General features: G+C 68.9%; 10 protein-coding genes. 7 read left to right on the forward strand and 3 right to left on the reverse strand.

Features of this window, described 5'->3' with window-relative positions; all coding sequences use genetic code 11:
• Positions 1 to 60: 60 nt before the first annotated feature.
• Complete coding sequence (locus ACZK1G_RS02495; protein ID WP_101764857.1) at positions 61 to 990, forward strand: oxygenase MpaB family protein; 930 nt, start codon at positions 61 to 63, stop codon at positions 988 to 990.
• A 109-nt stretch (positions 991 to 1,099) separates the two neighbouring features.
• Here the strand turns inward: ACZK1G_RS02495 and ACZK1G_RS02500 are convergent, their stop codons facing one another.
• A complete protein-coding gene (locus ACZK1G_RS02500; protein ID WP_101764858.1) occupies positions 1,100 to 1,687 on the reverse strand; it encodes a TetR/AcrR family transcriptional regulator in 588 nt (195 codons plus the stop codon).
• A 133-nt stretch (positions 1,688 to 1,820) separates the two neighbouring features.
• On the opposite strand from ACZK1G_RS02500, the gene ACZK1G_RS02505 reads away from it, so the two are divergent.
• Both ACZK1G_RS02505 and ACZK1G_RS02510 read left to right on the forward strand, forming a co-directional pair.
• Positions 1,821 to 3,035 (forward strand): MFS transporter, encoded by a 1,215-nt coding sequence (locus ACZK1G_RS02505; RefSeq protein WP_101764859.1) that lies wholly within the window; start codon positions 1,821 to 1,823, stop codon positions 3,033 to 3,035.
• Positions 3,032 to 4,204 (forward strand): MFS transporter, encoded by a 1,173-nt coding sequence (locus ACZK1G_RS02510; RefSeq protein WP_101764860.1) that lies wholly within the window; start codon positions 3,032 to 3,034, stop codon positions 4,202 to 4,204. Before ACZK1G_RS02505 ends, ACZK1G_RS02510 begins: the two co-directional genes overlap by 4 nt.
• 76 nt (positions 4,205 to 4,280) lie before the next feature.
• Here ACZK1G_RS02510 and ACZK1G_RS02515 read toward each other — a convergent pair whose 3' ends face one another.
• A complete protein-coding gene (locus ACZK1G_RS02515) occupies positions 4,281 to 6,392 on the reverse strand; it encodes a M13 family metallopeptidase (RefSeq protein ID WP_101764861.1) in 2,112 nt (703 codons plus the stop codon).
• 176 nt (positions 6,393 to 6,568) lie between these two features.
• Here ACZK1G_RS02515 and ACZK1G_RS02520 point away from each other — a divergent pair, with 176 nt between their 5' ends.
• A complete protein-coding gene (locus tag ACZK1G_RS02520) occupies positions 6,569 to 9,631 on the forward strand; it encodes a bifunctional diguanylate cyclase/phosphodiesterase (protein ID WP_101764862.1) in 3,063 nt (1,020 codons plus the stop codon).
• A 95-nt stretch (positions 9,632 to 9,726) separates the two neighbouring features.
• On the opposite strand, the gene ACZK1G_RS02525 is transcribed toward ACZK1G_RS02520, so the two are convergent.
• A complete protein-coding gene (locus tag ACZK1G_RS02525) occupies positions 9,727 to 10,608 on the reverse strand; it encodes a LysR family transcriptional regulator (protein ID WP_101764863.1) in 882 nt (293 codons plus the stop codon).
• Positions 10,609 to 10,704: 96 nt separating this feature from the next.
• Here ACZK1G_RS02525 and ACZK1G_RS02530 point away from each other — a divergent pair, with 96 nt between their 5' ends.
• The 3 genes from ACZK1G_RS02530 (at position 10,705) to ACZK1G_RS02540 (ending at position 13,702) form a co-directional block, all read left to right on the forward strand.
• Positions 10,705 to 11,115: a DoxX family protein gene (locus tag ACZK1G_RS02530; protein ID WP_049424804.1), complete on the forward strand. Its 411-nt coding sequence runs from the start codon at positions 10,705 to 10,707 to the stop codon at positions 11,113 to 11,115.
• Positions 11,116 to 11,146: 31 nt separating this feature from the next.
• Positions 11,147 to 11,935 carry a dioxygenase family protein gene (locus ACZK1G_RS02535; RefSeq protein WP_101764864.1) on the forward strand — a complete coding sequence of 263 codons (789 nt, stop codon included), beginning with the start codon at positions 11,147 to 11,149 and terminating at the stop codon, positions 11,933 to 11,935.
• Between the two features lie 117 nt (positions 11,936 to 12,052).
• The gene (locus tag ACZK1G_RS02540) at positions 12,053 to 13,702 is read left to right on the forward strand and encodes a Na+/H+ antiporter (protein WP_014035832.1); all 1,650 of its coding nucleotides are present in this window, start codon (positions 12,053 to 12,055) and stop codon (positions 13,700 to 13,702) included.
• The last annotated feature ends 60 nt before the right edge of the window (positions 13,703 to 13,762 follow it).

Consider the following 13,762-nt stretch of genomic DNA (forward strand, 5'->3'; position numbering starts at 1 on the left):
CCCAGAATCGGGGGCGACCGCGCAACCTGCGGCCGTTCTTCCGCCTTTCCTGGACCTGCGATGCCGGCTCTGCTGCAGCGACTCTCCCGCCCCGTCACCGCGCCGATCCGGCGCTGGGTACTGGAGGCCTTCCCGCGTGGCCAGAGCGGCATCGACTACGACCATCCGCAGGGCGATCCGGGCTGGTTCGGCCCGGACAGCGTCACCTGGCGGCTGCATGCCGAATTCCCCTCGATGCTCGCCGGTGGCCTCTGCGCGCTGATGCTGCAGACCCTGCACCCGCGCGCGCTGGCCGGGGTCTATGACCACTCCAATTTCCGCCAGGACCTGGTGGGTCGCCTGCGCCGCACCACGGCCTTCGTGGCCGGCACCAGCTATGCGCCCAGCGGCGAGGTGGAGGCGCTGGTGGCCAAGGTGCGCCGCATCCATGCGCAGATCCTCGGGCAGACCGCGCAGGGCGAACCCTACGCCGCCGATGATCCGCAGCTGCTGACCTGGGTGCATGTGACCGAGGCGTTCGGGTTCCTGCAGGGCTTCCGCCGCTACGGACGCGAGGTGCCGGCGCACATCGCCGATCGCTACTACGACGAATACCGCTGCGTGGCCGAGGCGCTGGGCGCGGTGGACGTGCCGCGCAGCGAAGCGGAAGTGGCGGCGTACTTCTGTGCGCGGCAGCCGGAGCTGCGCGTCGACGAACGCTCGCGCGAGGTGCTGGAGGTGCTGTCCGGGGTGCGCCTGCCGGTACCGGTGCCGGGGCTGTCGCGCGAAGTGTTCCTGGGTGCGGGCGCGGCACTGCTGCCGGACTGGGCCGAAGGCATGCTTGAACGCAGTGCGCGCCAGCGCGCGCAGGCGGCGGCGTCGGCGAAGCTGATGCAGGGCATGGCGCCGCTGTTCCGCCGGGCGCTACCCGATGGCCTGGCCAGCCGCGCCTGCGCGCGCATGGGCGTGCCGGTGGCGGTGTTGCGCGAGTGGCCCGCGGTTGCCTGGTAGGTGCCAACCTTGGTTGGCACGCACTTCGCGATGCCACAGAAGCGCCAACCAGGGTTGGCATCTACCAGAGCGGATTCCGCAGTAGATCCACGCCATGCGTGGATGGGCGTTACCCGGCGACCTTCAACCCACGCAACAACATCTCCAGCGCTGCCGTCGCCCGCCGCAGGCGCGCACCACCGTCTTCGCCCTCGGCGATCCAGAACGCGGCTTCGGCCAGGCTGCCGTAGATCAGCGACGCCAGTGCCTGCGCATCCACCGCTGCCACCACGCCCTGCGCGATCAACTGTTCGATCAACTGCTGCATCGAGTGCACGCAGTGGCGCTGCGATTCCGGTGAGGCGCCACCGAGCACCGCGCGCGCGTCGCGCAGCACGATGCGCTGGATCTCCGGTTCCAGCGCCAATTCCAGGTAGGTGCGGCAGCGTTGCACGAAGCCGTCCCAGGCATCGTCTGCGCCGTCGCTGATCGCCTGCAGGCGCAGGTCGATCTCGGCGTCGAGCTGCGCGACCACGGCCGCCAGCAGGCCCTTCTTGTCGCCGAAGTGGTGGTAAAGCGCACCCCGGGTCAGACCGGCCTGGGCGGTCAGGTCATCCATCGAGGTCGCGGCATAGCCATGCTCACTGAACACCCGGCGGGCGGTGGTTAGCAGGCTGGCGCGGGTTTCTTCCATCTCGGCGCGGGTGCGGCGGACCATCCGGAGCTCCTTACATACGCGGTGCATGATTATTTACATACGGTGCGTATGAATGTAGCCTCTTATTCATACGCTCTGTATGTATTGTCGTGGCGCCGCGTGCGCCAGGCAAGCCGCTGCCCTGGAGAATTCGATGGCTACCCCCTACCGCGACCTGTTCGCCGCCCCCGGCACCGCTGGCCTTGCCCTCGCGGGCCTGTTGGCACGCCTGCCGCTGCCGATGACCGGCATCGGCATCATCACCCTGCTGTCGCAGTTGCGCGGCAGCTACGCGTTGGCCGGTGCGGTGTCGGCCACCTTCGTGCTGACCTACGCACTGCTGTCGCCGCAGGTATCGCGCTGGGTCGACCGGCGTGGGCAGCGCAGGGTGCTGCCGTGGGCCACGGCGGCCAGTGCGGCCGGCCTGCTGTTGCTGCTCGCGTGCACGCTGCTGGCCGCGCCGGACTGGATGCTGTTCGTCGCAGCGATGTTGGCCGGCTGCATGCCCAGCGTGTCGGCGATGGTGCGCGCGCGCTGGACCGCGATCCACCGCGGTCGCCCGCAACTGCAGACCGCGTACTCGCTGGAGACCGTGTTCGACGAGGTCACCTTCATTGCCGGCCCGCCGTTGTCGGTCGGGTTGTCGGTGGCGGTATGGCCGCAGGCCGGCGTGCTGGCGGCCGCCCTGCTGCTGGTGGTAGGCGTGGCTGCGCTGGTGCTGCAGCGTGGCACCGAACCGCCGCTGCAGAACGGCGAAGGTTCAACGCCCTCGCGCTCACTGCTGCGGCAAGCGGAGATCCGGCTGCTCGCGTTGCTGATGCTGGCAATGGGCGTGATCGTCGGCACTGTCGACATCACCAGCGTGGCCTTCGCCGAACAGCGGGGGCAGCCGCTTGCCGCCAGCGTCGTGCTGTCGGCCTATGCGCTGGGCAGCTGTGCGGCGGGCCTGCTGTTCGGTGCGCTGAAGCTGCAGGTGCCGTTGCAGCGGCTGTTGCTGCTGGGCGCTGCAGCCACCGCGCTGACCACGCTGCCGCTGCTGTGGGTCGGCAGCCTGCCGGCGCTGGCCGTGGCGGTGCTGCTGGCCGGGGCGTTCTTCGCGCCGACGATGATCGTGGCGATGTCGCTGGTCGAACAGCGCGTGCCCGAAACGCGTCTTACCGAAGGCATGACCTGGTTGTTGGCCGGACTGAACATCGGTGTGGCGCTGGGGGCTGCGCTGTCCGGACAGAGCATCGACGCCGGTGGCGTGCGCAGCGGCTTTGTCGTTGCGCTGGTGGCAGGCGGTGGCGTGCTGCTGTTCGCCGTGCTCGCGCAACGTGCACTGCACCCGTCTGCTGCATCCACATCCCCTGAAGGAATCATCCCGTGAGCGCTTCATCGCCTGCGCATGCCGCGCCTGTGCCCCGCCATTCTTGGTGGGCGGTGTCCGCTGTCGGCCTCGCCACGTTCTCGGTGGTCACCACCGAAATGCTGCCGGTGGGCCTGCTGACCCCTATCGCCGACGATCTCGGCGCCTCCAACGGCACCGCCGGGCTGATGATCTCGCTGCCGGCCCTGCTGGCGGCGCTGTTCGCACCGCTGGTGGTGATCGCGGCCGGTGGCATCGATCGCCGTCGCATCCTGTGCACGCTGCTGGGCCTGCTGCTGGTCGCCAATATCGCTTCGGCGCTGGCACCGGGCATCGGCTGGTTGCTGGCCGCGCGCGTACTGGTGGGGTTCTGCATGGGCGGCATCTGGGCCATCGCCGGTGGGCTGGCAGCGCGGCTGGCACCTGCGCACCGTATCGGCCTGGCCACCTCGATCATCTTCGGTGGCGTGGCGGCGGCATCCGTGCTGGGCGTGCCCATGGGCGCGCTGATCGGCGATGCACTGGGCTGGCGCTGCGCGTTTGCGGCGATGGCGCTGTTCAGCGCGGCCGTGATGCTGCTGCATCTGCGCGTTGTTCCGGCGTTGCCGGTCACCTCGTCGGTGCGGCCAGGCCAGTTCGTGCAGCAGCTCGGACATCGCAGCCTGCAGCGGGGCCTGTGGCTGACCCTGCTGCTGGTGGCCGGGCACTTCATCGCCTTCACCTATGTGCGGCCGTTGCTGACATCCGCCTCCAGCGTGGATGCGTCGTGGATCGGTGCATTGCTGTTCGCCTATGGCCTGGCCGGCATCGCTGGCAACTTCATTGCCGGGCCGATGGCCGCGCGGCATCCACGTGGCACGTTGCTGGCGATCGCATCGGGCCTGCTGCTGACGCCGCTGTTGTTCCTGTGGCTGGGTGGCACGCCGGCCGGTGGCATTGCGGTGCTGTTGCTGTGGGGCCTGGCCTACGGCGGCGTATCGGTGGGCCTGATGAGCTGGATGATGAAGGCGGCGCCGCAGGCCGTGGAGATCGCCACGGCGTTGTATGTCGCGGTGTTCAACATCGGCATCGCACTGGGTGCATGGGGCGGTGGCCGGCTGCTCGATGGCGTGGGCCAGCATGCGAATCTGTGGGCAGCGGCCGGGCTTGCCATGGTCGCCACGCTGGTGATTGCCACAACGCGTCGGTAGATCCACGCAGTGCCAACCAAGGTTGGCCGCTACCCGGAAATGAAACGGGCGCCTTGCGGCGCCCGTTCCGGTTACATCACCACACCTTGACCCGCTTGTCCGGGGCCAGGTACAGCTTCTGGCCTTCCTTCACTTCGAACGCCGGGTACCAGGCGTCGATGTTGCGCACGGTCAATGCGCGGAACTGGCCGGGTGCATGCACATCGGTCAGCAGCGAATTGCGCAGCGCCTGCTCGCGGCTCTTGCTGCGCCACGCCTGGGCGAAGCCGAGGAAGAAGCGCTGATCCGGGGTGAAGCCTTCCAGGGTCTGGCCCGGCTTGCCCTGCAGCGACAGCTGGTAAGCGTCGTAGGCGGTACCCAGGCCGGCCACGTCGGCGATGTTCTCGCCCAGGGTCAGCTTGCCGTTCACGTGCACGCCGGGGAACGGCTCGTAGCTGCTGAACTGCGCGGCCAGCGCATCACCGGCAGCATTGAACTGCTTCAGGTCCTCGGCAGTCCACCAGTTGTGCAGCTTGCCGGTCTCGTCGAACAGGGCGCCGGCGTTGTCGAAGCCGTGGCTGATCTCGTGGCCGATCACCGCGCCGATCGCACCGTAGTTCACCGCGTCGTCGGCCGCACCGTCGAAGAACGGCGGCTGCAGGATCGCAGCCGGGAACACCAGGCGGTTTTCCAGCGGCACGTTCATCGCATTGATGGTCTGCGGCAGCATCGCCCACTCGCTGTGGTCGACCGGCTTGCCCAGCTTGGCGATGTTGCGCTGATACTCGAACAGCTCGGCGCGCTGTGCATTGCCCAGCGGATCATCACGGCGGATCTCAAGGCCGGTGTAGTCGCGCCACTTTTCCGGATAGCCCATGCCCACGGTCAGGCCGTTGACCTTGGCCTTGGCATGCGCCTTGGTCTGCGGCGACATCCACGACAGTGCATCGATGCGCTTGGCGAAGGCGGCGATGATGTTCTTCGCCATCTCGTCCGCACGCTCCTTGGTCTTCGCATCGAAGTGCTTCTCGACGTAGCGCTTGCCGATCGCTTCGCCGACCGCATGGTTGGCATCGTCCACCGCGCGCTTCCAGCGGTCGCTCTGCTGCGGCGTGCCGCTCAGCGCGGTGCCGTGGAAGGCGAAGCGGGCATCGGCGAACTTCTTCGGCAGGTAGGCGGCGGCACGATCCAGCGCGTGGAAGGCCAGGTAGTCCTTCCAGGCGTCCAGCGGCTCGGTGGCGACCAGCCTGGACAGGCCGGCCACGGCCTTGGGCTGCCACACGATGAAGTCCTGCTGGTTACCCAGCGCGGCTGCGTCGAGGAAAGCGTTCCAGTCCATGCCCGGTGCCTTCGCAGCGAAGTCGGCCTGGGTCCACGGATTGGCACCCTTGGTCACGTCGTTGGTTTCTTCCTGGGTGGCGTGCGCCTGCGCGATCTTCGTTTCCAGCGCGAGGATGCGTTGCGCCTTGCCCGCCGGATCGGCGACGCCGGCCAGCTGCAGCATCTGCGCGATGTAGGCCTGGTACTGCTTGCGCAGTTCGGCCATGCGGCCATCGCCCAGGTAGAAATCACGATCGGGCATGCCCAGGCCGCCCTGCACCAGGTACGGCGCGGTGCGGTCCGGCTGCAGCATGTCCACCGACACCCACAGGCCGAACAGGCGGTCGGTGTAGAAGTTGGTGGCGTTGAGCAGGTCGACGTCGGCGCGCAGGTCGCCACCCAGGGCACGGGCCAGCCCGGCCTTGTTGGCGATCGCATCGATGGCCTTCAGCTGCGGCTGCACCGGCGCAAGACCGTGCTGCTCGATGCCGGCTTCGTCCATGTAGGCGGCGTAGTAATCGCCGATCAGCTTGTCGTCACCGCTGGCCTGGGTGTTGCCGGCGGCGCCTTCGAGGATCGCGCGGGTATCGGCCAGGGTCTTCTCGGCGATGACGTTGAAGCTGCCGAAGCGCGAACGATCGGCCGGAATCTCGGTGTTCTTCACCCAGGTGCCGTTGGCGAAGCCGAAGAAATCATCGCCGGCGGCGATGCTGCGGTCCATGCCGCTGGCATCGAAGCCGAAACTGCCCAGCATCGGCTTGGCCGCAGCGGGGGCGGCATCGGCCGGCGCGGTGGCACCGGCGGCCGGGTCGGCCGGGCGGTCACAGGCGGCCAGGGACAGGCTGGCAACGATGGCCAGCGCCAGGGTGGGACGGCGCAGCTTGGACATGGACTTCTCTTGCAGCGGAAAACCCCAAGTCTAATCCGCTCCAGCGCCACTGGCCGCCCCCTTGGGCGGCCCGCCCTGTGCAGGATCTGGCTGAACGCGCAGACGCGATCTTCACGCCGTCACCGGGGTGGTGCATGCTGGACCCTGGAGCCCTGCGCGGACACGGGGAGGTGGCCATGCAGGACGGGGTCAGGCGTCAAGAATGGCGTCCGCCGGCCGTTGAGGTCGGGGACGTGGAGGATTCGTTCGCGCATGAAGCCAGCCGACTGCACAAGGAAGATCAACCGATGCCCGCGCTGAAACGGGCGTTGGCCCGGCCGCTGCGCGCCATCACCTGGGGCGGCGTGCTGCTGGGCGTGCTGCTGGTGGCCGGCCTGACCACCATGCTGGTCAATGACCACCACCGCCGCCTGGAAGCGGCGCAGCGGCAGAGCCGTGCGCTGGCGGTGGGCAGCGAGCGCCTGCTGGCGCTGGAGCTGCGCAACCTGGAACGGGCCATGTCCGGCATCGCCGCCGACGCCGCCGAACTGTTCCGCAGCGTGCCGGCACAGGCGCCGGCCTTGCTGGATGCCTCCATCGGCGGCGTGCTGCGCCGGCATGCCGAGCTGCACAGCATCGTCGTGCTCGACAGCTATGGCCGACCGCTGACGGCCGGCAAGGGCGACCTGCAGCTGCCGCTGTGGACCGACCCGCAGCGCCGCGGCCAGGGCAGCGCGCTGTATATCGGCCCGCCGCAGCGGGCCAGTGATGGCGGCTGGGTGGTCCCGCTGGCGTTGCCGATGGCCGGCGACCGCTGGCTGCTGGCGCGGCTGCGCTGTGGCGAACTGCAGCGCATCGTCGGTGGCCTCGATGTCGGCCCCAACGGACTGGTCTCGATCAGCGATGCCGAGGGCTACATGCTGGCCCGCGTGCCCGATCCGCACGGCACGGTGGGTCGCCGCTATGATCTGCCGCGCCGTGACCTGCTCGGCAAGCAGGCGGTGGTCGAGCTGGGCAGCCTGCCCGGCGCCGTCGACGGCGTGCCGCGCATCATCACCATCAGCACGCTGGAACGCAGCCCGCTGGCGGTGCAGGTCGGCTTGGCCGACGAAGACGTACTGGCGCCGTGGTGGCCGTACCTGCAGGCGTCAGTGGCGATCGTACTGGCCTACATCGCGGTGTTGCTGGTGCTGCTGTACGCGGTGCGCCGCAGCACCCGCAGCCAGCAGGCGATGGCCGAGGAGCTGAAGGCAGGCCACGCCGAGCTGCGCCTTGCACACCAGGTCGGGCGCGTCTGTACCTGGTACGTTGACGAGGACGCCGCACTGCTGCGCTGGTCACCGCTGGCGCGCGAGATCTTCGGGGTGCAGACCGATGCCCTGCCGGTTGCCGATTTCTTTGCACGCGTGCATCGCGATGATGCCGCGCGCCTGCAGCAGGCCTTTGACCAGGCCTTCGCCGGCAGCGCCGTGCTCGACCAGGTGTTCCGCCTGGTACTGCCCGGGGGCGAGGTGCGCTGGGTGGGCGCGCGTGGGCAGCGGGTGGAAGTGGCCGACAGCGAGCGGCGCATGATCGGTGCGCTGACCGACCTGAGTGAGCGCTACCAGGCCCGCGAACAGGTGAGCGAGGTGGAACGCCGCTTCCGCCTGCTGTTCGACCGCAACCCGGCGCCGTTCTGGGTGTTCGACCCGGACACGCTGCGCTTCATCGAGGTCAACGATGCGGCGGTGCGCCAGTACGGCTACAGCCGCGACGAGTTCCTGGCGATGAGCATCCTCGACATCCGCCCGCGCGAAGGCTGGGATGAGGTGAAGGGGGCGATCGCCAAGGCCCGCGTCGGCGAGCTGCAGGACGCCACCGTGCGCCTGCACCGGCGCAAGGACGGCAGCGTGTTCGAAGTGCGCGCCCACCTGTCCAGGCTCGATTTCGACGGACAGCCCGCGTGCCTGGTGCTGGCCGAGGATGTCAGCGAACGGTTGGCCTACGAGCGTGACCTGGCCTACCAGGCACGGCACAACCCGGCCACCGGCCTGCTCAACGTGCGCGCCTTGACCGAGCAGCTGGACGAGCAGCAGGAGGGCTACACCATCGCTTTCGTGCAGCTGCGCGGCCTGCAGCTGGTGGCCGATACGCTGGGCCGCGAGATCGGCGATGCGGTGCTGCAGTCGATGGCGACCCGGCTCGGTGGCCTGGGCGCGCGCTGTGGCACGTTGGCATTCCAGCCGGCGGAGGACTTCGTGTTCGCCATCGGTGCCGAGCACGATACCCAGCGCGTGCTGGACGACCTGCTGCAGATCGTGTCGGCGCCGATGCGCGGCAAGGATTCGCTGCACCAGTTCGAACCACGCATCGGTGTGGCCGTGCACATCGCCGGTGACGGCCACAGCGCCGAGCAGGTGATCGGCATGGCCGCGCAGGCCGCGCACGCGGCACGCGCCGAAGGCAACGTGGTGGTCTGGTTCGATGCGGCGGTGACCACGCGGCTGGCCGACCGGCTGCGCCTGGCCGGGCGCATCCACGCCGCCATCGACAACGAGTTCCAGCTGTATTTCCAGCCGATCCGGCATGCCAGCGATGGCAGCCCGGCGGCCTTGGAAGCGTTGCTGCGCTGGCCACAGGCCGACGGCAGCTTCATTCCGCCCAACGAGTTCATCCAACTATGCGAGGACACCGGGCTGATCCTGGCGCTGGGCCGCTGGGTGATCCGCGCGGCGGCGAAGGCGCAGCGCCGGTTGGTCGAGGCCGGTTGGGGTGAGCTGCCGATCGCGGTCAATGTATCGGCGGTGCAGTTCTTCAACAGCGACCTGGTGGCCGAGTTCACCCGCGCCCAGCAGGACTTCGGCCTGGCCCGCGGTGCGCTGCACGTGGAGCTGACCGAGAGCAGCCTGATGCGCAAGCCGGCGCAGGCGATGCAGACCATGCAGCGCCTGCACGAGCAGGGCATCAGTGTGTCGCTGGATGATTTCGGCACCGGCTATTCCAGCATGTCCTACCTGCAGCACCTGCCGCTGGACATCCTGAAGATCGACCGCAGCTTCGTCGCTGACGTGGAAACCAATCCACGCAATGCCTCGATCTGCCGTGCGCTGCTGTCACTGGGCCACAGCATGGGCCTGACCATCATCGCCGAGGGCGTGGAAACGCCGGGGCAGCTGGACTGGCTGGCTGCGCACGGCTGCGACCAGGTGCAGGGCTACCTGTTGGGGCGACCGGCGCCGCTGGAACGGATCATCGACGCGCTGGATGAAGTGGCCGCCTAAGTGGTAGTGCCGGCCGCTGGCCGGCATTCGCCCAGGACCGGGATGTGTCGGATTGCCGGCCAGCGGCCGGCACTACCGGCAGGCGCCAGACTCGGCTATACCCCGGCTTCCACCAGATGGTCGATGAAACTGCGCACCTTCGGTGCCAGGTGGTTGCGGCTGGTATAGACCGCGAAGATGCCGATCGGCGAGGCCTCCCACTCGGGCAGGACACGCACCAGGCGGCCATCGGCCAGCGCGTCTTCCAGCAGGAAGTCGGGCTGCAGGATCACGCCCATGCCGGCGATCGCCGCTTCGCGCAGCACGTCGCCGTTGTTGGCATGCAGCAGGCTGCTCACCGAGACCTTCACTTCGCCGCCCGGCCCCTGCAGCGGCCAGTGGTCACCGGCGGCCCAGTAGCTGTAGCTCAGGCAGGCGTGTGCCTGCAGCTCCTGCGGCGTCTGTGGCGTACCGCGTGCGGCCAGGTAGGCCGGCGCGGCGCACAGGCTCACCCGCGACTCTCCCAGGCGACGCGCGATCAGGGTGGGGCCGGGCTCGCGGGTGATGCGGATGGCCACGTCGTAGCCTTCCTCGACCATGTCCACCAGGCGGTCGGACAGGGCCAGGTCCAGTTCCACCTGCGGGTAGCGTTCGCGGTAGCTGGCCAGCAGCGGGCCGAGGCGGGCGATGCCCCAGCTGACCGGTGCGTTGATGCGCAGCGTGCCGGAAGGCTCCAGCGCCTGCGCACCGATGCTGGCTTCCAGTGCATCGAACTCGGCCAGCAGGCGCACGCACTGGGCGTAGTAGGCGGCGCCGGCACTGGTCGGGCTGACCCGGCGCGTGGTGCGGTGGAGCAGGCGGGTGGACAGGCGCTTTTCCAGCGCGGCGACCTGGCGGGTGACGCCGGCGGTGGACATGTCCAGGGCCTGGGCGGCGGCACTGAAGCCGTTGCGCTCGACCACCGCCACGAACACGCGCATCGCCTCGAGGGTGTCCATTGTTGCGCCTTTTGAAATAAATACGGTCAATCCATCGTATTTATTGGCTCGCGAAGGCGCAATAACCTGTGCCCACTCCCTTCAAGGTGTTTCCCCATGCACACCACGACCGCTCCTGTTTCGCCGCTGGCCCCGTACGGCGCCACCCTGCTGCGCCTGGCCCTGGGTGTGCTGTTCCTGGTGCATGCGCTGATCAAGCTGCTGGTATTCACCCCGGCCGGCACGGCGGCGTTCTTCGAGTCGCTGGGGCTGCCCGGCGTGCTCGGCTACCTCACCATCGGCGTGGAGCTGGTGATCACCGTCGCGCTCCTGCTGGGTATCTACGCGCGCTGGGTGGGCCTGGTCGGCGTGCCGCTGCTGCTGGGCACCATCGTCACCGTGCATGGTGCCAACGGCTTCGGTTTCGCCAATGCCGGCGGCGGCTGGGAATACCCGGCGTTCTGGGCACTGGCGCTGGTGGTGCTGTTCCTGGTCGGCGACGGCAAGTGGACCCTGCGTTCGCGCTGATCGCCGCCTGACCCTGCAACTGGAGAATTCCATGTCCCGCCTGCCTTCGCTGTACATCTCCCATGGTTCGCCGATGACCGCCCTGCAGCCGGGCCAGGTCGGCGTGCGCCTGGCCGAGCTGGCGCGCGACCTGCCGACGCCGCGCGCCATCGTGATGGCCTCGGCGCACTGGCTGGGCCGGCAGCCGCTGGTCGGCGCGCATCCGCAGCCGCCCACCATCCACGACTTCGGTGGCTTCCCGCGCGCGCTGTTCGAACTGCAGTACCCGGCGCCGGGTGATCCGGCGCTGGCCGAAGAGGTGGCCGGCCGCATCGCCGCCGCCGGCCTGCCGGTGGCACTCGACCCGCAGCGTGGCCTCGACCATGGCGCGTGGGTGCCGCTGCGGCTGCTGCGCCCGCAGGCCGACATCCCGGTGGTACCGCTGTCGATCCAGCCGCTGCTCGGCCCCGAGCACCAGTTCGCGCTGGGCCGCGCGCTGGCACCGCTGCGCGAGCAGGGCGTGCTGCTGGTCGGCTCGGGCAGCATCACCCACAACCTGCACGACTGGGGCGACTACCAGGACGGCAAGGAAGCGCCGTACGTGCGGCCCTTCATCGAGTGGGTGGAGCAGCGCCTGGCCGCCGACGACCGCCAGGCCCTGCTCGATTACCGCCGGCAGGCGCCGTTCGCCGAACGTGCGCACCCGACCGACGAGCACCTGCTGCCGCTGTTCTTCGCGATGGGCGCGGCCGGCGAGGGCGGCTTCGGTGCACGCCGCATCGACGCCGGCATCGATGCTGGCTTCCTCGCCATGGATCTGTACCGCTTCGACGGGGCATGAGCCGGGGCTGACGCGCGACGGCCCCGGCCGTCGCGGTCATGGCCGCATGTGGTAGTTTTTTCCGGGTTTCCGGCGCTGGCCCTCGAGCCTCCCCGCGCGCCGCTTCCTGGAAGAAGCATGCATACCATTGAAGTCGTCCTGGCGATGCTGGTGGCCGTTGTCGCCAGCGGCTACCTGGTTCGCGTCCTCCCGTTCTCGTTGCCGCTGCCGCTGGTGCAGATCGGCCTGGGCGCGGTGATCGCCGGCGTGTTCAACCGCGGCCATGCGCTGGAGCCGGAGGTGTTCTTCCTGCTGTTCCTGCCACCGCTGCTGTTCCTGGATGGCTGGCGCATTCCCAAGCAGGGCCTGTTCCGCGACAAGGGCGCGATCCTCGAACTGGCGTTCGGCCTGGTGGTGTTCACCGTGATCGGTGCCGGCCTGCTGATCCACTGGATGATTCCGGTGATGCCGTTGGCGGTGTGCTTCGCGCTGGCGGCCATCGTGTCGCCGACCGACCCGGTGGCGGTCGGGGCGATCGCCTCCAAGGCACCGATCCCGAAGCGGCTGATGCACATCCTGGAAGGCGAGTCGCTGCTCAACGATGCGTCCGGCCTGGTCTGCTTCCGTTTCGCGGTGGCGGCGGTGATGACCGGCTCCTTCTCGCTGGCCACGGCCTCGCTGACCTTCCTGTGGGTGGCGGTGGCTGGCCTTGCCGTGGGCGTGGCGGTCACCCTCGGCGTGTCCACGTTCCAGCGCTGGTTGTGGCGCCGCTTCGGCGAAGAGCCGGGTGCCGCGATGCTGGTCAACCTGCTGATCCCGTTCGCGGCCTATCTGCTGGCCGAAGAAATCCATGCCTCGGGCATCCTCGCCGCAGTCGCCGCCGGTATCGCGATGAGCTACGTCGAGCTGACCGGCCGTGTCTCCGGCAGCATGCGCGTGCAGCGTGCGGGGGTCTGGAACATGCTGCAGTTCAGCTTCAACGGCATCATGTTCGTGCTGCTGGGCGAGCAGCTGCCGGGCATCGTAGAACGCGCCACCACCACCATGAACGAGTCCGGCCACCAGAGTGCGTGGTGGCTGGTGGTGTACGTGGTGGTGATCAACCTGGCGTTGATTACCTTGCGCCTGTTGTGGGTATGGCTGTCGCTGCGCTGGAACCTGCTGCGCGCGCGTCGGCGTGGCCTGGAGCGGGGCGAGGCACCGAACTGGCGCATCGTGGTGGCGACTTCGGTGGCCGGCGTGCGCGGCGCGATCACCCTGGCCGGTGTGTTGACGCTGCCGCTGTTCCTGCCCGATGGCAGTGCGTTCCCGGCGCGCGACCTGGTGATCTTCCTGGCCGCGGCGGTGATCCTGTTCTCGCTGATCGGCGCCAGCGTGGCGCTGCCGCAGCTGCTGAAGGGCCTGCAGCTGCCAGCCGATTCGGGCGAGCGCAAGGAAGAGGACCTGGCACGCAAGCTGTCCTCCAAGGCTGCGCTGGCCGGGGTCGAACGCATGCGCCAGCAGCTGGTGATGAACCAGAACACCGAGAACGTGCAGCTGTACAACGATGCTGCCTCGCGGGTGAGCCTGCTGTACCAGCGGCACCTGGAGAAGGACAACGACGGGCCCGACGTGGACCCGGAGAAAGTGCGGCGCATGGAACTGGGTTACCGCCAGCTGCGCAGCGCGGGCCTGAATGCCGAGCGCGAGGAACTGTTCCGGCTGACCCGGCGCGGGGTGATTTCCGACGAGATCTCGCGGCGCCTGATCCGCAACCTGGACCTGCTGGAATCGCGCAAGCGCGAGTGACGCTGCGGTTGGGCGCCGTCGATCGGCGTCAGATCCCTTCCCGCAGGAAAGGGACCTGAC

It is taken from the genome of Stenotrophomonas sp. 109824_Sma, assembly GCF_056480025.1.

Bases quoted from the DNA above. Each gene is read 5' to 3' on its own strand.
- ACZK1G_RS02525 (WP_101764863.1), bottom strand. From the start codon at position 10,608: ATGGACACCCTCGAGGCGATGCGCGTGTTCGTGGCGGTGGTCGAGCGC.
- ACZK1G_RS02530 (WP_049424804.1), top strand. From the start codon at position 10,705: ATGCACACCACGACCGCTCCTGTTTCGCCGCTGGCCCCGTACGGCGCC.
- ACZK1G_RS02520 (WP_101764862.1), top strand. From the start codon at position 6,569: ATGCAGGACGGGGTCAGGCGTCAAGAATGGCGTCCGCCGGCCGTTGAG.
- ACZK1G_RS02495 (WP_101764857.1), top strand. From the start codon at position 61: ATGCCGGCTCTGCTGCAGCGACTCTCCCGCCCCGTCACCGCGCCGATC.
- ACZK1G_RS02540 (WP_014035832.1), top strand. From the start codon at position 12,053: ATGCATACCATTGAAGTCGTCCTGGCGATGCTGGTGGCCGTTGTCGCC.
- ACZK1G_RS02535 (WP_101764864.1), top strand. From the start codon at position 11,147: ATGTCCCGCCTGCCTTCGCTGTACATCTCCCATGGTTCGCCGATGACC.
- ACZK1G_RS02500 (WP_101764858.1), bottom strand. From the start codon at position 1,687: ATGGTCCGCCGCACCCGCGCCGAGATGGAAGAAACCCGCGCCAGCCTG.
- ACZK1G_RS02505 (WP_101764859.1), top strand. From the start codon at position 1,821: ATGGCTACCCCCTACCGCGACCTGTTCGCCGCCCCCGGCACCGCTGGC.
- ACZK1G_RS02515 (WP_101764861.1), bottom strand. From the start codon at position 6,392: ATGTCCAAGCTGCGCCGTCCCACCCTGGCGCTGGCCATCGTTGCCAGC.